This is a genomic window from Frateuria sp. sgz306004 (genome assembly GCF_057750885.1).
In genome coordinates, this window is the sequence record NZ_JBYLFE010000001.1 from 338,825 (window position 1) to 357,570 (window position 18,746).

Consider the following 18,746-nt stretch of genomic DNA (forward strand, 5'->3'; position numbering starts at 1 on the left):
ACTAAAATCCCGGGATTCGACGCGTCCGCAGTTTCGGAGTCCCCATGAGTTCCCCCGCACAGCACGTCCCCGCCAGCGCCGCCCAGGCGGAAACCCGCCCTTTGCGTTTCGTCACCGCTGCCAGCCTGTTCGACGGCCACGATGCGGCCATCAACATCATGCGTCGCATCATCCAGGCGCAAGGCGCCGAGGTGATCCATCTGGGCCACAACCGCTCGGTGGAAGACGTGGTGCGCGCCGCGCTGCAGGAGGACGCCGATGCGATCGCGCTGTCCTCCTACCAGGGCGGCCACGTGGAGTACTTCAAGTACATGGTGGACATGCTCAAGCAGCATGGCGCCTCACACATCCGCGTGTTCGGCGGTGGCGGCGGCACCATCACGCCGGAGGAGATCCGCGAACTGCAGGCCTACGGCGTCGAGCGCATCTACCACCCCAATGACGGCATGAAGCTCGGCCTCACCGAGATGATCGAGGACGTGATGCAGCGCACGCGCGCCGCCGCGGTGCAGCGCGCCAAGGCCCAGCCGGAAGGCGCCATCGCGCCGCTGGTGAACATCGACGACGAGATCGCCGTAGGCCACGTGCTCTCCGCCATCGAGGAAGGCGAGCTGCCGGAAGCCGAGCTGGAGCACCTGCGCAAGCAGTGGAAGATGGCCGGCAAGCAGACGCCGGTGCTCGGCGTGACCGGTACCGGCGGCGCGGGCAAGTCGTCGGTGGTGGACGAACTGCTGCTGCGCTTCCTGCATGCTTTCCCGCTGATGCGCATCGCCGTGCTGGCGGTGGACCCCACCCGTCGTCGCAGCGGTGGCGCCTTGCTCGGCGACCGCATCCGCATGAACTCCCTGCGCAGCCATCGCGTATACATGCGCTCGATGGCCACGCGCCGCCAGCACGCTGCCACCAGCGCGGTGCTGCGCGACTGCATCGATTTCCTCAAGGCGCAGCCTTACGACCTGGTGATCGTGGAAACCGCCGGCATCGGCCAGAGCGATTCGGAGATCGTCGACCTGGTGGATTTCCCCACCTACGTGATGACCAGCGATTACGGCGCGGCCAGCCAGCTCGAAAAGATCGACATGCTCGATTTCGCCGAGCTGGTGGTGCTCAACAAGTTCGACAAGCGCGGCGCGGAGGATGCCTTGCGCGACGTGCGCAAGCAATGGAAGCGCAACCGCACGGCCTTCACGCTGAGCGACGAGCAGGTGCCGGTGTATCCCACCATCGCCAGCCAGTTCAACGACCCGGGGGTGACGTGGATGTTCACCAACTTGTGCCGCCTGCTGCGCGACAAGCTCAGCCTGCCGGCGGACAAGTGGTCGCCCAACCTGGATACCTCGTTGAAGGAGCCGCGCGCCACTGTGCTTATTCCCGGCAGCCGCGTGCGTTACCTGGCCGAGATCGCCGAGCAGGGCCGCGGCATCAACAAGGACATCGAGCGCGAAGCCGAATTCGCCAGCAAGGCCCAGCATTACTACGAGTCGCTCAAGGAGCTGGGTGATGCCCACCTGCCGCGCGCGCTGGCCCGCTACGAAGCAGAGGCCCTGCACGAGGAGGGCGTCGACCGCACGCTGCTGACCTTGCGTCAGCGCTACAACGCGGCCATCAAGGAACTGAGCCACGAGGCGATCCACCTGTTGCACGACTGGCCCAAGCGCTATGCCTCGGTGACCGAAGACGTCAACGAGTACAAGGTGCGCGACAAGGTGATTCGCGTGGAGAACTACCGCGAATCGCTCAGTCACCAGAAGATCCCCAAGGTGGCGCCACCCAAGACCAAGGACTGGGGCGACCTGGTGCGCTTCCTCAAGCGCGAGAATCTGCCAGGCCACTATCCGTACACCGGTGGCGTGTATCCGTATCGCCGCACCGGCGAAGACCCCACCCGCATGTTCGCGGGCGAGGGCACGCCCGAGCGCACCAACCGCCGCTTCCACTACCTCAGCCAGGGTGGCGCCGCCACGCGTCTTTCCACGGCGTTCGACTCCGTGACGCTGTATGGCGAAGATCCCGCGCCGCGTCCCGATATCTACGGCAAGATCGGCAACTCCGGCGTCAACATTGCCACGCTCGATGACATGAAAAAGCTGTACTCGGGCTTCGACCTGAGTGCGCCGAGCAGTTCCGTGTCCATGACCATCAACGGCCCGGCGCCGATCATCCTGGCGATGTTCATGAACACCGCCATCGACCAGAACGTGGAGAAGTACCTCAAGGAAGACGCCACCCGCTGGGCCGATGCGCAGGAGAAGATGTCTGCGTTGTTCGCCAATGGCCGTCCGCAGTACTCCGGCGAGCTGCCCAAGGGCAACGAAGGCCTGGGCCTGGGCTTGCTGGGCATCACCGGCGATCAGCTGGTGGACGCCGAAACGTACGCGCGCATCAAGGAGGAAACCCTGCAGACCGTGCGCGGCACCGTGCAGGCGGACATCCTCAAGGAAGACCAGGCGCAGAACACCTGCATCTTCTCCACCGAGTTCGCGCTGCGCATGATGGGCGACATCCAGCAGTACTTCGTCGACCACAAGGTGCGCAATTTCTACTCGGTGTCGATCTCCGGCTATCACATCGCCGAGGCCGGCGCGAACCCGATCAGCCAGCTCGCCTTTACGCTCAGCAACGGCTTCACCATCGTGGAGTACTACCTCGCGCGCGGCATGCACATCGACGACTTCGCGCCGAACCTGTCGTTCTTCTTCTCCAACGGCATGGACCCGGAGTACACCGTGATCGGCCGCGTGGCCCGCCGTATCTGGGCGCGCGCCATGCGCGAACGCTACGGCGCAAGCGCGCGCAGCCAGATGATGAAGTACCACATCCAGACCTCCGGCCGCTCGCTGCACGCCCAGGAGATCCAGTTCAACGACATCCGCACCACGCTGCAGGCGCTGTACGCGCTGTTCGACAACTGCAACAGCCTACACACCAACGCATACGACGAGGCGATCACCACGCCGACGGAAGAAAGCGTGCGTCGCGCGGTGGCCATCCAGATGATCATTAACAAGGAGCTGGGCCTCAACTTCAACGAGAACCCCTGGCAGGGCAGCCACATCGTCGATGCGCTCACCGACATCGTCGAAGAGGCCGTGTACAAGGAGTTCGAGGCGATCAGCGAGCGCGGCGGCGTGCTCGGCGCGATGGACACCATGTACCAGCGCGGCAAGATCCAGGAAGAGTCGATGTACTACGAGCAGAAGAAGCACGACGGCAGCCTGCCGCTGATCGGCGTGAACACCTTCCTGCCCAAGGACCACGGCGGCGAGATCGCCACCGAGATCGAACTGATCCGCTCCACCGAGTCCGAAAAGGGCCAGCAGATCGACAACGTGCTGGCCTTCGGCAAGGCCCGCAACGGGCTGGCGCCGGAAAGCCTCAAGACCTTGCAGAACACCGCGCGCGAACGTCGCAACGTGTTCGAGCAGCTGATGGAAGCCGTCAAGTACAACTCGCTCGGCCAGATCAGCCACGCGTTGTACGAGGTGGGCGGCGAGTATCGCCGCAATATGTAACCAGTTGTCTGGATCACCCCTCCGCAAGGGAGGGGTGATTACTGGGGCAGCGCGGCCTGCAATCCGCCTGCCTGCGTGATGGGTGCAACGAGTCGGTTGGCCTGCTCCAAACCGTAGTAGGACTGGATATCGCGCTTTTGATGGTCGAATGCCTGGCGCAAGGAGGCGGGTACGTGCGCCTCCGTGTGAACGCCGTCGCGGTCGATGCCAAAGAACTCGTTGCCAATGGCGGCCACGCTTAAGGCTTTTCCATCGGGCTCGAACAACGATGTGCCCATGAAGCTGTTGTTGCCGCGCTGGATGCCGAGCAAATGGAGCAACGTCGGCGCCAGGTCGAGCGATGTGCGCCCTTGCGCGTCATATGTATTCGGCAGTCGGTGCGTGGGGTCATAGACAAGCAAGGGGATGGTGTCCACGAAGAGCGGCTGGAAACCTTCGCCTGCGATGTCACGGTAGGAGCGCTCCGGATACGTGGCATGGTCGGCGGTGAGAATCAGGATGGTGTTGCTGGCGTAGGGGCTGGCGAAGAAGTAATCCAGGAATCGGCCCAGGGCGTCGTCCAGATTGTGCAACTTGTTCAGCGACGCGTTGGAGCCATCCTGGTACTTCACGCCTATCGGCATGATGTCCAGAAAAGCATGCGTGCCGAAATTGTAGAGGCCAAGAAAGAAAGGGTGACCCTGATCGCCAAGCATGTGCTTGCTCAGGAGCAGTTGAAGCGCATGGAACTCGTCGTGATCGCTTAGAGCGCCTTCCACGGCATAAAAGGGGTTGCCCGGGGCGATGCGCTGGCTCACATCCTCGAACGAGTAGACCTTGTCGAAACCCAGCGCACGCAACATGGTATTGAGACCCACGCTGTCGTGATGCGGTGACATGAAATAGGTGTGGTACCCATTCTCGCGCAACATCATGGGGAGCGAACGATAGCGGATGGTGCTGAGGCGTTGTCTGCTCTGCTCCGACTCCCACAGCTCGTGATCATCGTCGCCACCTGCTGCGGGGTAGCCGGAGACCAATTGTCCCTGCAATCCGCGATAGGTGGCAGCGGTATGGTTGTAATAGTGGGTTACCCGCATCGAGCGTGCCGCGAGGCGATCCATGGCGGGTGTCAGCCCAGCGTGCGTTCCCCCGTAGGCGCCGATCAAACGAGTGGACGTTCCCTCAAGGAACAGCACGATGACGTTGGGCGGAGTGTCTACCGCATCCGTGGCGTGGAAGGGCAGCGCGTTGGTGTAGACCGTGGATTTCTCAAGCGGATAACCAGAGGCGTTCTCCAGCGGCTCCTTGGTTTGGCGGTGGATTGGCAGCCAGTGATCGAACAGGCCATTCTTCGATGCGTCATAGAGTGTGCGGGAGAATGCCGTCAAGGGCGCCTGGTGGTAGTCCGCTTGCAGTAGATCGTGATGGCGCTGCGCGTGGAACAACCATGCCAAGGCAGCGATCGACGATACCGTCGCGATCCGTTGGGGCACCCTCCATCGGTCGCGCCAGCGACTGTCTGGGGGCATGGCTGGCAGTCGACGTTCGTAGCGGCGAGCGAATGCAAACAGACACCACCAGAGAAGGATCGGGAGCAAGGCAAAGGTCACCAGGCCGCGGCGAATGATCCAGCTCTCCGCGCGGTTCTCGATCGCCAGCACGGTGATGAAGTTGCCTGAGAGATATAGCGAATACATTTGCGCGGCGTAAATAAGCCCGAACACCAAAGCCAGTCCCAGATACAAGGGTTCTGTCCAGCGGATTCGCGGCGAGGACAACGCATGGAGGCGGCTGCAGGCGATCCAGCCAAGCGCCAGCTCCATGGCAGGTGCCAGCCCTTGTATCAACAGGTGCGCGGGCTGCGTGGTGTGCGGCGCCACATGGAGCAACGTCAGCAGGTAGGCCACATAGAGGCCGGCGAAAAAAATGAGTCGATGCCTGCGGACCAGCCACGCCGCCGTCATGGGATGAGCCTTGCCTCAAGCTGTCGTTTGACTGTCATGATGCTGTCAAACAACGCGCAGGGCTACCACCGGTGCACAACAGGCTTCAGGTCAGCGCGAGCCGATGGATCCTGAGGCGACGCGCTCAGGGGCCATCGGCACCAGCGATGGTTCGATGAGAACGCCCGGAGTGAATGCTTAGGGCTGGCCTGCGGGCCTAGTGCGAGCTCCCCAGATCAGCAGCCACAGGATGATCGGCAGTTCGCCCATTTGCAGCACGCTGGCGATGTCGCCCAGTGGGCTAATGAACTGCGGAAGGATCAGCACCGCGGTGGCGTCGAGCACGTAACCCAGCCCGGCCAGCAGTAAGAGCCAGCCCAGCAGCCTGGGAATGAAGCCGCAGCGGATCACCAGCAGGCCGAAAGGGATCAACCACAACCCCCAGAACACACCCGCCACCTGCAGACCCTTGCCATGCAGGCGCAGGAAGAAGAACGCCAGCGCATCGAGTTGCACCCGGTCGATAACTTGCAGGAAGGCCTCGCCCTTGGCCAGCATCAAGGCGGCAACCTCGTTGAGCACGTTGGCAAACACGATAGGTATGGGCAGCAGGCCCATCACCGCCAGTTGCCGAGCCAGGGGCTTGCTGACGGGCTTAAACAGCGCATACAGCGCGAGCACCAGGAACACTTCCACCGTTTGGTGGAACAGTTCACTGGCCATACCCAGCCGCATCAAGGGCTCCGCCTGGCGCAGGCGTTCCGCCGTGGCGGCGGCGTCGCCGCTCACGTACAGCTTGCCGGGAACATAGATGAGGCCAATCGGGGCGGTCACGGCTACCAGCGTGTAGAGCAGGCCTGCCAACCTTGCTTGCTTCCTGGGTGCTTCCATGGCTCGTGAGTGTCCTGGGGCGTGGAATGTGAAGAATTGCCGGGCGAGGCTATCACGCGGGCAAAGTCGTCGAAATCTGCCGTATTTCCTACGGGGCGTCAGCTAAACGACGGCTTCGCACGCCCAAATGTAAGTTGGTCGACAGTTTGAAAAGGTACTTTGTCGAGATTCCCCAAAGCCCCGAAAGAACGTACGCACGCCCACGCGAGTGGGGTGCGACGGGCTCTCGGGCGGGTTGCACTGGTGGCAGGACCGTACGTGAAGATACCCATCCTGATGTACCACAACATCGCCAAGGCGCCGCGTGACATCTCGGTGTACCGCAGCCTCTACGTGTCACCGGGCGCGTTTGCCCGACAGATGCGCATGTTCAGCCTGCTGGGCTATCGCGGTGTATCGATGACCGACGCCATGCCCTATTTGCGCGGCGAGCGCGAAGGGCGGGTGGTGGTGGTGACGTTGGACGATGGTTACGTGGACAACCTGGAGTCGGCGCTGTCGGTGCTCAAGCAGCATGATTTCACGGCGACGTGCTATGCGGTGAGCAGCCGTCTCGGGCAGTACAACGCGTGGGACGACCAGAAACTGGGTGTGCGTAAACCCATCATGACCGCCGAGCAATTGCGCGCCTGGCATGCGGGCGGCATGGAGGTCGGTGCGCACACGCGTACTCACGTGCATCTCAGTCGCTGCACCGATGAGCAGCAGCGCGACGAGATCGCCGGCAGCAAGGCGGAGCTGGAGGACGTGATCGGCGCGCCAGTCACGCAGTTCTGCTATCCCTACGGCGACCACGACGATCGTTCCGTGGACATCGCGCGCCAGGCCGGTTATGCCGCCGCCACCACCACGCGGCGCGGGCGCGCTGAGGGCGGGGCCAAGGTGGATCTGTGGCGCCTGCCGCGCATTCAGGTCGCCCGTCATCACCTGCTGCCGCAGGTCGCTACCCGCATCCTCACCGCTTACGAAGACAAGCGCGCATGAAACTGCTTTTTGTTGGCACCAACCCGGAGAACACCGGTGCGGCCACGCATTTCGTGGCGCTGGCCAAGGCCATGGCGCAGGCCGGGCACCAGGTGCATGGCATTGTTTCCCGTCGCGGACTGATCGGCGAAGGCTTCGAGGCTGCGCAGGTACCGGTGACCTACAGCACCTTCCGCAATGCGTTCGACCTGCGTGGCTATGCCGCCGTGCTCAAGGCCATCGCCCAGCAATCACCCGATTGGCTGGTAGGCAACTTTGGCAAGGAGTATTGGCCGCTGATTCTGTGCGGCAAGCTGACGCGCACCAAAGTGGCGCTGTTCCGCCATCGCACGCCGCGCATGAGCAAGTTCTCTGAATATGGCGTGCCACGTATGTCGCAGCGTTTCATTGCGGTGTCGAAATATGCGCGCAACGCGTATCTGGAGTGGGGCGTGCCGCCGGAGTTGGTGAGCATTTCCTATAACCCGGTGGACGTAGACGTGTTCAAGCCCGATGCGCAACGTCGCGCTCAGGTACGGGCAGAGTTCGGCATTCCCGACGACGCTATCGTGATGGGTTTTGCCGGCCGCGTGCATGCGGGCAAGGGGGTGATCCACCTGATGGAGGCAGCCAACCAGGCCATGGCGCAACAGCCGCGTCTGCATGCGTTGTGGGTGGGCTCGGGCGTGGATGAGGAGCGCCTCAAGCAGATGGCGGCGGAGAAAGGGCTGGCCGATCGTCACCACTTCACCGGTTGGGTCAACGACACGCAACGCTACAACAGCGCGTTTTCATTCCTGGCGTTTCCCTCGATCAAGCCGGAAACGTTTGGCCGTGTCGCCATCGAGGCTCAGGCCAGTGGCGTGCCCGTGCTGGGCAGCGACATCGGCGGCGTGCCCGAAACCATGAGCGACGGGGTGACCGGCTATCTCATCGAGCCAGGCAATATCGATGCGTGGCGCGACCGCATTCTCGACATGTGCGACGAACAGCGTTGTCGCGACATGGGTGCGGCAGCGCGCAACTTCGTCATCGAGCATTTCGGTAACGCGGCCGTTGCGCGCGACTTCGAGGCACTGTTGCGCCACGGCAACGTTTCGCTGCCGCACCTAGGGCATGCCGCCACGTAATGTTGTGTCACCGCCGCCGCGTTGGTGCCAATGCGTAGGCCAGCAATGCGGAAAGCACGATCAGAAGCAGGCCGGTGAGGCGGATCACGCCGTCGCCGGCCAGGCACCATCGCTCCACCATGGCCTGTGCCTGAGGCATGGCGAACAGCCACATCAGCACGGTCACGATACCCAGCACGACGACGACCCAGCCCGCAACGCGCAACAGTCGCGGCATGCGCGAGGCGGTGGCCACCGACAGCAATAGCGCCCCGAACAGCAAACGCACGATGCCCACCCCCAGGAAGAACGTGGGGGCGATGCTCGCGCGTGACACGTTCACCAGCGTGATGGGTGCAACCACGCCGATCAGGCCCATGACCAAGGTCAACAGGGCGATGACGAATGCCAGCGTTCGCATGAGGGTGGGCGTCAGGGTTTGACGAATTTCAGGGTCATGCGGTCGGATTCGCCAATGGCTTTCATGCGCGCGTGCTCCTCCTCGGGGCCGGCCAGGTCGGGTGGCAGGCGGTGCACGTTGATGTCCTCCGGGTCGTTCGGATTGGCATTGATCTGCGATACGCTGGCCAGCTGAAAGCCGGCCTTGAGCGCGGTAGCGATCATGTAATCCTCGGAGATGCGGTGCAGTGCGCCTGCGGTGACGCGCGGCTCGCTGAAAGGCTTGGCGCGATGTTCTTCGATGCCCAGGACACCGCCATGCTTGAGTACATCGAACGCGGCCTTGAACACCGCATCCAGCGTGTCGGGGCTGTTGATCAGCCAATCATGCGTATTGCGGAAGGTGAGCACCATGTCGGCGGAGCCGGGCGGGCCAAGCGTGACGGCATCGGGCGGTGCGAACGGTATGACCTTGGCGATGTGGCCGAACACTTGTGGATTGGCTTTGAGCTTGGCGTTGAATTTCTCCGCCTTGGGTGGCGCCGCTTCGATCAGTTGACCGTGGGCGGCCAGATAGGGCGCCAGGATTTCCGTGTACCACCCGCCGCCCGGCGACAGCTCGATCACGGTCATACCGGGCTGGATGCCAAAGAACTGCAGGGTTTCCACTGGATGCCGATAGACATCGCGCGCCTTGTTGGCATCCGAGCGCCATGCGCCGGCAGCGGCCTGCGTGAGGCTCATGTCAGGAGCGGGTGGGGTGGTGGCCTGGGTGACAGCGGCGAAAAGGCACAGGCCGGCGCACAGGGTCAAAGGGAAAGCACGACGGAACGACATGGTTCGGCCCTCCGAAAGGTGAGGTCGCCAGCGTACGCCCAAAACGTAGAGTGTGTGTCGATTTGACGTAAGGTGGTTCGTCGCCCCCGTGACGGCGATGCCCCATCACTGGGTGTTGCGTCCTTTCGGGCCGCCAGGATTGCGCGGTCCGCCCCGATCAGGAGAACTTCATGCGCTTTATTCCCTACCTCAATTTCGACGGCGATTGCGCAGAAGCTTTCGATCTCTACGCCTCGGCCTTCCAAGGACGCATTACCGCACGCATGACGTTTGGTGAGTCGCCGATGGCCAAGGAAATGCCGCCAGCCACGCACCATCGCGTGATGCATATGCAGCTGGAGTCGGACCACGGCATGGTGATGGGGGCGGATGGCCCATCGCATTCGGACACCCGCGGCGGCGTGGTCAACGTCGACGTGAGCACACCCGAGGAGGCCGATCGCGTGTTCCACGCGTTGTCGGCAGGTGGCCAGGTGCAAGTGGCGATCGGCGAGACGTTCTGGGCGCATCGCTTCGGCATGCTGGTGGATCGCTATGGCAAGGCGTGGATGGTCAATTGCCTGAAGACACCCGGCGAATGAGCCTGTTGCGGGCTGCGATGGACGCAGCCCGCATCGAGGCCTATCAGGCGGGGTAATCGAGCTTGGGATACCAGTCGGTGCCACGCCCTTCGGGCACGCAGTCGAGTACCGTCCACAGCGGCATCAAGTCGGGGGCACCGCGTGGGTCCTGTCCCGGATCGGCGGTTGCGCCGCCCATTTCGCCCGCCCAGAACAGCCGGACAACGCCATCGCGCCGCGTGAACACGTTGAACGCAGGTTCGTCGCCACCGTTGTCGCCCAAGGCGTGGTAGTCACGACTGAACGCACCATCGATATCGGAGTACAGCTTCAGATGACGCCACCCACGCTCGCGCTTGAACGCCACCAAGCGCTCGATGGGTGAGCGCGCGATGATCGCCAGCGACACGCGCTGGTCGATGTCGCGAGCCTCGCCGTCCCAGGCGCTGAGCAATGATGTGCACATGGGGCAGGGCCGCTCGCGCTGCGGGCCGAACATGTAGCTATAGGTGACGAGGCTTGGCTTGTCGCCAAACATGTCCAGCAAACTCACTGGCCCGTGCTCGCCGATGAAGCGATAGTCGGTACGGACTTCCGGGCCCGGCGGCAAAGCGCGGCGTTGTTCGGCCACGCGTTCGATGTGGCGTCGTAGTTCGATTTCTTCAGCCAGCAGAGCGTCGCGGGCGTGGCGATAGGCGTCGCTTTCGCCGGGGAAACGCATGCCATTGCGGCGCACGAGCTCGGCGGCTGGAACGAGGGGCGGAACGGACGACATGGCGAGGACCTCCGGCAGCGGATCGTGGGCGGGCTGCATGAGCAGCCACGCCATCACGACGAACGCGGGTACGGGAAATCGACAGGTTCAGGCCGGCATGATCGCCGTACCCCGCGTGCCGAACGCGTGAATGGCGCAGATCTCGCGCTCAGGCGGCCAGTTGGGTCGCGTAGGTCAGGTCGAGCGAGGCATTGATGGTGGCCGCCATTTGCTCAGCCAGCGCGGCGTAGTTGTCCGAACGCGGAACGCGCGCGCGCTTGGGGGCGGCGGCGAGCAGGTCGAACTGGTGGTGCGAGGTGCCGTCGGCAAGGCAAATGAACAGGCACGCGCGCGGCGAGTCAAGGAAAACGCGCATCTCCACCTGCAGGGTGGCGTCCAGTTCCTCACCGTCATTGGGACGGATAAGGATGCTCAGCGAACGGTGACCTTTGCGACGCAGTTGGCGCAGGCAGTCTTCCATCTCGATGGACAAGTGGTGCCCTTCAGGTATGTGCAGCGTACGCAGCAACACCGGCTCGATCTGCGCCACGAGCTTGCGCACCTCGTTCTCGATGCGTCCCAGAAAGCCCACGCGCAGATCCTGGCGCGTATAGCGCAGCGGCATGGTGGCGACCTGTACCTCGTTCATGTGCACCAGCATCGAATGGTTGATGCGCGTGAAGCGAAGGCCGGCCTCCTCATAGCTTTGCTTGGCAAAGGGGCCGCTGATGCCGGCATAGGCGGCCCAGGCGGCCTTGAGGTAAGCGAGATTCGGTGCCGAGTTCAGCATGTCCATCCCACGTCATGAGTTCATCGGGTGTGCCGGCGCCAAGCCAGGGCCGTGGCCGGGTCTGCCAGGCTTATCGGCCGTTTGCGCGGCAACTTCAGTCCTACCTTGGTAGGGGCATGACCTTTGTCCTAGACGCTGCGGCCACGCCCCTTGCTATAACTGCCGTGTCAGGGATCGGCGCTTTGGGGTGCTGGGGACGAATTTGCCAGCGCTTCCAGGGGCTATGACGCCCGTTCATCCAATGCACGATCATTTGTGGGGAGAGAGACGGCATGACCCGATTGAATACCCGGCCGCTGCTGGCGGCCTGCCTGCTGGCGACCGTAGGCAGCGCACTGGCGGTGGATGGCCCGGGCGCGCCCGGCACGATGCTTGGCTTCACCACGGAAGGCGCCGCCGCCCAGCAGAGCCTTGAGCAGCGCTTCGATGCCCTGCTGGACCCGGCTGATCAGCGCGAATGGCTCAAGCAGATGTCCTCCCAGCCCAACCAGGTGGGTTCGCCGCACGACAAGGCCAATGCCGAGTTCATGCTGGCCAAGTTCCGTGAGTGGGGCTGGGACGCGCACATCGAGACGTTCGACGTGCTGTACCCGACGCCGAAGAAGGTGGCACTGGAACTGCTGGGGCCGCACCCCTATACCGCCAAGCTGCATGAGCCTGCGGTGCCAGGCGATGCCACCTCCAGCATCGATAAGGATGTGCTGCCGCCCTACAACGTCTACGGCGGCGATGGCGACGTGACCGCACCGGTGGTCTACGCCAATTACGGCATGCCGGATGACTACAAGGAACTTGCGCGGCGCGGTATCGACGTACGCGGCAAGATCGTCATCACCCGTTACGGCGGTGGTTGGCGCGGACTCAAGCCCAAGCTGGCGCAGGAGCACGGCGCCGTGGGTTGCCTGATCTATTCCGACCCGCGCAATGATGGCTACGGCGCGGGCGACACCTATCCCGAAGGTGGCTGGCGGCCCGCCGACGGCGTACAGCGCGGTTCGGTGGCCGACATGCAGCAGTACCCCGGCGACCCGCTCACGCCGGGCATCGGTTCCACGCCGGGCGCCAAACGCCTGGCGCTGAAGGATGCCAAGACCATCCTCAAGATTCCGGTGATACCGATTTCCTACGCGGATGCCACGCCCTTGTTGCAGTCGCTCACCGGCCCCGTGGCGCCGGCGGGTTGGCGCGGTGGCTTGCCGTTGACCTACCACGTGGGGCCCAGCAGCGCACCCGTACATCTCACGGTGCAGTCCGACTGGGGTCAGAAACCGGTGTACGACGTGATCGCCACGCTCAAGGGCTCCACCGAGCCCGACCAATGGGTGGTGCGCGGCAATCACCACGATGGCTGGGTGTTCGGCGCGTGGGATCCACTCTCGGGCAACGTTGCCATGCTGGCCGAGGCCAAGGCCATCGGTACGCTGTACAAGCAGGGTTGGCGACCCAAGCGCACACTGGTCTATGCCAGTTGGGACGGTGAGGAGCCTGGCCTGCTCGGCTCCACCGAATGGGCTGAAACGCATGCCAAGGCATTGCAGCAGAAGGCTGTGCTTTATCTCAACTCCGACACTAACGGTCATGGCTTCCTCAACGCCGGTGGCAGCCACTCGCTGCAGCACTTGGTGAACGAGGTGGCGGCCGGTGTGACCGATCCGGAAACCAAAGCCAGCGTGCTTGCGCGTATGCGCGCCAGGTTGTTGGTGGAAGGCCATGGCAAGGATGCGCGCCCCGCCACCAAGGAGGATGCCGCGGTGGCCGAAAAGGGGGGCGACGTGCCGATCGGTGCGCTGGGTTCAGGCTCGGATTTCAGCGCGTTCCTTGAGCACCTGGGTGTTGCGTCGTTGGACTTGGGCTTCGGCGGCGAGAACGACAGCGACGGTGTCTACCACTCCGTTTACGACTCCTTCGATCACTACGCGCGTTTTGGCGATCCGACGTTTGAGTACGGTGTGGCCCTGTCCAAGGTGGCTGGCCACATCATGTTGCGTACGGCCGATGCCAGCGTGGTGCCGCTGCGCTTTGGCGACTTCAGCGATACGCTCGACCGCTATGTAACCCAGTTGCACAAGTTGGTGGACGATACCCGCAAGGACACCGACGAGCAGCACAAGCTGCTCGACAGCGGCGCCTATGCGTTGGTGGTCGATCCGGCCCGCCCGGTGCAACCGCCCGCGCGCGAGTCGAACGTCGGTGCGATCCAGCTTGAACCGCTGGATCAGGCCGCCAAGCAGCTCAAACAGAGTGCGCAGGCCTATGAAGCGGCCTACAACGCGCGTGCTGCCACCGGCTTCGATCTACCGCCGGCGCAGTTGCGCGAGTTGAACGCACTGATGGCGCAGATGGAGCAGGGGCTGTCCGATCCGGCAGGTTTGCCGGGGCGTCCGTGGTTCAAGCACATGATCTACGCGCCAGGTCTGCTGACCGGCTATGAAGTAAAAACCGTGCCTGGCGTTCGCGAGGCGCTGGAAGCGCGCCGTTGGGACGAAGCCAGCCAGTACGCGGCTAGCACGGCCAAGGTACTTGATCGCTATCGTGCCCAGCTCGATCGCCTCACGGCGATGCTCAAGAAGGGCGCCTAAGCCCTTGCGGTCCACGCGGTGCGAAGATGGTTACCACCTTCGCACCGCAGGCGATCACTCCTGATCGTTTTGCAGATACGCCAGCTTGCGTGGCCGCGGCAAACGTTTGATCTCCCATTCCGCGCGCGACGCCTGAGAGCGATTGGCATACGGTCGTGCACCCAGCAAGCGCAACGGCGGATGCGAGCGCGTGTAGCGCGCGCCCTTGCCAGCGAGATGGGCCTGGAAGCGCGCCTCCAGATCGTTGGTGATACCGGCGTAGTACGAACCGTCGCGGCACTCGATAAGGTACAGCCACCAGGTGAGTGCGCTGGTGACGGAGTCGGGGCCTTGAGTCATCGGGGCGGCACGGCGGTGCAGTGGATACGCACGCAGTGTCGCGCAATCGCAGTTGGCTGGCGATGACCTGCCAGCGTATCAGTACGCGGACGTGCGCAGCTTGCTCCTCGCGAACAAGGCCACGATCCAGCCAAACAGCAGCATGGCGGCCAGGTTTGCGATAAAGCTGTACGTGCTGAAGTGCGGCGTCGCGTGGAGTGCCGAGAGTGGCACCACCACATAGTTCATGACGGCAAAGATCACCACGCCATAGCCGATGCCCCACCAGGGCCAGCGCGTCGAATGGGCGATGTGGCGCCGTGTGAGCAACACGAAGATGGCGGCGATAAGTAGCGACATGGCCCATTGCAGTGCCATGCCCAGTGCGGCGTTCTGCCAGCCGCCCGCCAGTGAGGACTTGCCCAGCACACCGCCGGCAACGTACTTGAGGATGACGAGCGGGTTGTAGCCGCTGATCACCGAGGCGGCGCCGATATCGAGTGTGCCGGCAACCAGGCCACCCCACAGGATGGCCGATAGGGCAGGGTGACGCGAACGAGCCATGACGTTCTCCGATGGGATGCGGACAGGGTCTTGCGTGGCGCGACAGCCAGCGCACTCTAGTGGCTGCGCGCACGCGCCGCGACATGACTTTACGCAGGGGCTGCCGGCGCATCGCCAACCTCGCTAGCATGGCTGCATGCTGTTCTCCGACCCCGTGGCCGCCCCCGCCGAAACCTGGCCCGCCCCATGGCGCGATTACCCCGAATGGCATCGGGGACGCCAGCGCTATGGCGTGTGGATCGTGCCCATCGAACAGGCGGACCTGCTGGACTGGCTCGATGCTTGTCGCCACCAGTTGCGTGACCTGCTGCACCCGAGCCCGCAGCGCCCGCCGCACCTGACCGCTTTTGTGTGCGGATTCGAACAACCCCGGCGCGTGCATGACGACGATTTCACGGCGCAGGCATGCGAGCGGCAGCTCGCCGCATTGCGCGCGCATGCCAGTGCACCCAGCGCGTTGCCCTTGGCATGCGTGGACAGTTTCGCCAGTGCTGCGTTCGTACCCGTGGGTGATCCGCAGGGCTTGCTCGCCGGTTGGCGTCACCGGTTGGGGCAGGCCAGTCGCGAGATCAGGCAGTCAGCCTATGTGCCGCACATCACCCTTGGCCTGTATCGCAAGCGCGTGGAAGCCGCGGCGTTGCGGCAGCGGCTCCAGGCGTTGCCGGCGCCTTCCGTGGCGCTGCAGGTGAAGCGGTTGATCTATGCGACTTACGTAGCGCGACAGCACATGGGCCCGCTGCGGGCACAGCACATCGTGTCGATGCAGGCGTCGGCTCTGGTCGCCGCGCCCTAGCCCACCGCTGGGGTTTGGGTGCGGTCAGGGTTCGCCCGAAAAATCGATGTTGACCAGGCCGTGTCGCTTGGCGGCGGCAATCACCTCGGCCATGCGCTGGTACGCCACGCCGTCGGCGATATCGAGTTGCAGGTGCGGCACGTTCGGTGACCGGGCCGCCAGCACCATTTGGGCCTCCAGTGTTGCCATGTCCACGGGGATGTCGTTCCAGCGCAGGCCGCCGTTGGCGTCGAGCGTTATCCGGACGGGTTCGGCGGGTGTGCGTTGATCGACGATGTTGTACTGCGGCAGGTCCAGCGCGACCTTATGCGTCACCATGGGCGCGGTGATCATCATGATTACCAGCAAGACCAGCAGCACGTCGACCAGGGGCGTGACGTTGATCTGGGCGAGCGGAGCATCGGAAGCACGAGCAGAGAAAGCCATGATTCTTCCTCCTGTCAGCGGGTGCGGCATCGATGGGGCGCCAAGCACTGGGGATGCGCCGGCAACCACAGGTTACGACGCTCGTGGCGCGTGATACCAGCCCCGGGGACGCGAGCGCAGCGAGTGCGCCAGCTGGCACTACAATGCAGGTCCGTTCGTGTTGCCGACCCAGCATTGCCTATGCCTTCTGCTCAGCCTGATCTCTTTTCCTCGCAGGGCGATCTGCTCGGTGGCAACGAGCCCGCGGCTGTCCACCGATTGTTCTTTGCGCTCATGCCCGGCGCCGCGGTAGCTCGGCAGGTTGAGGCCGCCGCCACCGAGGCAGCACGAACACTGCATATGCGGATGCGTATGATCCGGCCTTCGCGCTATCACCTCACCCTGCATTTTCTGGGCGACCATGCCTTGCTGCGGCAGGACATCGTCAAGGCAGCCATCGCGGCGGCTGACAAGGTGGCGATGCATCCATTCGAGCTGGTGCTGGATCAGTCCGCGGCCTTTCATGGTCGCGAGCCGCCATGCGTGTTGCGCTGCACACAGGTGCCGGAAGGCCTGCAGAGGCTGTGGGAAGGGCTGCGCCAGGCGCTGCTCCTGGCTGGGTTGGGGGCGCAGCTGTCGCGCAGCTTTACTCCGCATGTCACCTATGCGTACAGCCGGGGCGGCTTGCCGCAGGCTGCCCCGATGGCGCCCATCGCGTGGACGGTCGATGGTCTCGCCTTGCTGCATAGCGTCGTCGGTGGTGGCGAGTACGAAGTGTTGCGCACCTGGCATTTCGCGCAGGACTAAGCGCGCCGCCGGCACCGGGATAGGTAATACTCAGGGTTCCAACCTATGCCGGTGAGACGCTCCATGCTGAAGACCCTGCTCGCTACCTTGTTGCCCCTGGCCATCGCCGCGCCTGTTCAGGCTGCCAGCCTGGACGCCAACCAGGCCAAAGCGCGAGACATCTTCAGCCACTTGATTGCATTCAAGACCGAGGTGGGGCAGGGGCAGGTGCCGGTGATGGCGCGCTACCTTGCTGACCAGTTCCGTGCCGCGGGCTTCGCCGATGCGGACATTCACATGATTCCGCACGGCGAAACGGCCGCCATGGTGGTGCGTTATCGCGGCAACGGCAGCGGCGGCAAACCCATCGCGCTGATGGCGCACATGGACGTGGTGACCGCCAAGCCGGAAGACTGGCAGCGCGATCCGTTCACCCTTATCGAGGAGAACGGTTATTTCTATGGTCGCGGCACTGAGGACATTAAAAGTGGCGTGGCCGTGCTTGCCGCCAACTTCATTCGGCTGAAGAAGGAAGGCTTCGTGCCGACGCGTGATCTCATCATCGTCTACACCGGCGATGAAGAAACCACGCAGGACACCATGGACGACCTGATCAAGAACCACCGCGACCTGGTGGATGCCGAGTTTGCGCTCAACACCGACGCCGGTGGCGGCGAGTTGGGCGAAAGCGGCAAGCCGCTCGTGTATGGGCTGCAAACGGCAGAGAAGGCGTACGCCAGCTTCGAACTCACCACTCGCAACCCTGGCGGCCACAGCTCGCTGCCGCGCAAGGACAATGCCATCTACGAGTTGGCGGACGCGCTGAAGAAAGTGCAGGCCTATCAGTTCCCCGTGATGTGGAACGACACCACCATCGCCTCGTTCAAGGCGCTTGGCGCCACCACGCCGGGCAAGGTGGGGCAGGCCATGCGCGACTTTGCGGCCAATCCCCACGATGCCGCCGCTGCGGCGGTGCTGGCCGATGAGCCCTCACAGGTCGGCAAGACGCGCACGACTTGCGTGGCAACGCTGCTGCGCGGCGGCCATGCGGACAACGCGCTGCCGCAGTCGGCAACGGCCACCATCAATTGCCGCGTGTTCCCAGGCGTAACGATCGATACCGTGCGCAAGGCCTTGGTCGACCAGGTGGGCCCCAAGGTGGAAGTGACCCTGGTGGGCAAGGCGATTTCGAGCGAAGCCTCGCCGCTGCGCCCTGATGTGGTGGCGGCGGTGACCAGGGCCGTGCACAGCATCCGCCCGGGCGTGGCGATTACGCCGGAGCAGGAGTCGGGTGCCACCGACGGCATCTATTTCCGCGCAGCCGGCATTCCCACGTATGGGGTCAGCGGCATGTTCATGAAGAACAGCGATGCGTTTGCGCATGGCTTGAACGAGCGCATCCCGGTGAAATCGTTCTACGACGACCTGGCCTATTGGCATGTGCTGCTGACCACGCTCGCGGGCCCTGGCAGCGCCCGCTAAACATTTCGTTGATATGCCAAAACGCATGCTGCGCTTTGTCCCAGCGGGGCGCAGAATGGCGCCCCCGAATCCCACACGG

17 protein-coding genes are annotated in these 18,746 nt (G+C 63.7%); 8 read left to right on the plus strand and 9 right to left on the minus strand.

What is annotated here, in order from left to right:
- Positions 1-44: 44 nt before the first annotated feature.
- Positions 45-3,512: a methylmalonyl-CoA mutase family protein gene (locus tag AC3G2C_RS01620; protein WP_488382861.1), complete on the plus strand. Its 3,468-nt coding sequence runs from the start codon at positions 45-47 to the stop codon at positions 3,510-3,512.
- 38 nt (positions 3,513-3,550) lie between these two features.
- Here the strand turns inward: AC3G2C_RS01620 and AC3G2C_RS01625 are convergent, their stop codons facing one another.
- A complete protein-coding gene (locus AC3G2C_RS01625) occupies positions 3,551-5,458 on the minus strand; it encodes an LTA synthase family protein (protein WP_488382862.1) in 1,908 nt (635 codons plus the stop codon).
- Between the two features lie 177 nt (positions 5,459-5,635).
- On the minus strand, positions 5,636-6,328 hold the full coding sequence (locus tag AC3G2C_RS01630; protein WP_488382863.1) for a DUF4386 domain-containing protein: 693 nt from the start codon (positions 6,326-6,328) through the stop codon (positions 5,636-5,638).
- Between the two features lie 276 nt (positions 6,329-6,604).
- Between AC3G2C_RS01630 and AC3G2C_RS01635 the strand changes: the two genes are divergently transcribed.
- Together AC3G2C_RS01635 and AC3G2C_RS01640 are read left to right on the plus strand one after the other, a co-directional pair.
- Positions 6,605-7,312, plus strand: a complete 708-nt coding sequence (locus AC3G2C_RS01635) for a polysaccharide deacetylase family protein (RefSeq protein WP_488383208.1) — start codon at positions 6,605-6,607, stop codon at positions 7,310-7,312.
- Complete coding sequence (locus AC3G2C_RS01640; protein WP_488382864.1) at positions 7,309-8,421, plus strand: glycosyltransferase family 4 protein; 1,113 nt, start codon at positions 7,309-7,311, stop codon at positions 8,419-8,421. The genes AC3G2C_RS01635 and AC3G2C_RS01640 overlap by 4 nt, the downstream gene beginning before the upstream one ends.
- Before the next feature lie 7 nt (positions 8,422-8,428).
- Here the strand turns inward: AC3G2C_RS01640 and AC3G2C_RS01645 are convergent, their stop codons facing one another.
- Positions 8,429-8,821: a hypothetical protein gene (locus tag AC3G2C_RS01645; RefSeq protein WP_488382865.1), complete on the minus strand. Its 393-nt coding sequence runs from the start codon at positions 8,819-8,821 to the stop codon at positions 8,429-8,431.
- Between the two features lie 11 nt (positions 8,822-8,832).
- The gene (locus AC3G2C_RS01650; protein WP_488382866.1) at positions 8,833-9,636 is read right to left on the minus strand and encodes a class I SAM-dependent methyltransferase; all 804 of its coding nucleotides are present in this window, start codon (positions 9,634-9,636) and stop codon (positions 8,833-8,835) included.
- Between the two features lie 170 nt (positions 9,637-9,806).
- On the opposite strand from AC3G2C_RS01650, the gene AC3G2C_RS01655 reads away from it, so the two are divergent.
- Positions 9,807-10,217, plus strand: coding sequence for a VOC family protein (locus AC3G2C_RS01655; protein WP_488382867.1), 411 nt, complete (start codon positions 9,807-9,809; stop codon positions 10,215-10,217).
- A 43-nt stretch (positions 10,218-10,260) separates the two neighbouring features.
- Here the strand turns inward: AC3G2C_RS01655 and AC3G2C_RS01660 are convergent, their stop codons facing one another.
- Together AC3G2C_RS01660 and AC3G2C_RS01665 are read right to left on the minus strand one after the other, a co-directional pair.
- A complete protein-coding gene (locus AC3G2C_RS01660) occupies positions 10,261-10,971 on the minus strand; it encodes a DUF899 family protein (RefSeq protein WP_488382868.1) in 711 nt (236 codons plus the stop codon).
- A gap of 148 nt (positions 10,972-11,119) precedes the next feature.
- On the minus strand, positions 11,120-11,740 hold the full coding sequence (locus AC3G2C_RS01665; RefSeq protein WP_488382869.1) for a hypothetical protein: 621 nt from the start codon (positions 11,738-11,740) through the stop codon (positions 11,120-11,122).
- A 272-nt stretch (positions 11,741-12,012) separates the two neighbouring features.
- On the opposite strand from AC3G2C_RS01665, the gene AC3G2C_RS01670 reads away from it, so the two are divergent.
- On the plus strand, positions 12,013-14,319 hold the full coding sequence (locus AC3G2C_RS01670; RefSeq protein WP_488382870.1) for a transferrin receptor-like dimerization domain-containing protein: 2,307 nt from the start codon (positions 12,013-12,015) through the stop codon (positions 14,317-14,319).
- Positions 14,320-14,373: 54 nt separating this feature from the next.
- Here AC3G2C_RS01670 and AC3G2C_RS01675 read toward each other — a convergent pair whose 3' ends face one another.
- A complete protein-coding gene (locus AC3G2C_RS01675) occupies positions 14,374-14,658 on the minus strand; it encodes a GIY-YIG nuclease family protein (protein ID WP_488382871.1) in 285 nt (94 codons plus the stop codon).
- Between the two features lie 78 nt (positions 14,659-14,736).
- On the minus strand, positions 14,737-15,201 hold the full coding sequence (locus AC3G2C_RS01680) for a hypothetical protein (RefSeq protein WP_488382872.1): 465 nt from the start codon (positions 15,199-15,201) through the stop codon (positions 14,737-14,739).
- A 136-nt stretch (positions 15,202-15,337) separates the two neighbouring features.
- Here AC3G2C_RS01680 and AC3G2C_RS01685 point away from each other — a divergent pair, with 136 nt between their 5' ends.
- A complete protein-coding gene (locus AC3G2C_RS01685) occupies positions 15,338-15,994 on the plus strand; it encodes a 2'-5' RNA ligase family protein (protein ID WP_488382873.1) in 657 nt (218 codons plus the stop codon).
- A gap of 24 nt (positions 15,995-16,018) precedes the next feature.
- Here the strand turns inward: AC3G2C_RS01685 and AC3G2C_RS01690 are convergent, their stop codons facing one another.
- Positions 16,019-16,420, minus strand: coding sequence for an ExbD/TolR family protein (locus AC3G2C_RS01690; RefSeq protein WP_488382874.1), 402 nt, complete (start codon positions 16,418-16,420; stop codon positions 16,019-16,021).
- Between the two features lie 273 nt (positions 16,421-16,693).
- On the opposite strand from AC3G2C_RS01690, the gene AC3G2C_RS01695 reads away from it, so the two are divergent.
- Together AC3G2C_RS01695 and AC3G2C_RS01700 are read left to right on the plus strand one after the other, a co-directional pair.
- Entirely contained in the window at positions 16,694-17,206 is a 513-nt protein-coding gene (locus AC3G2C_RS01695) for a 2'-5' RNA ligase family protein (RefSeq protein WP_488383209.1), read from the plus strand.
- Between the two features lie 63 nt (positions 17,207-17,269).
- On the plus strand, positions 17,270-18,667 hold the full coding sequence (locus tag AC3G2C_RS01700; RefSeq protein WP_488382875.1) for a M20/M25/M40 family metallo-hydrolase: 1,398 nt from the start codon (positions 17,270-17,272) through the stop codon (positions 18,665-18,667).
- The last annotated feature ends 79 nt before the right edge of the window (positions 18,668-18,746 follow it).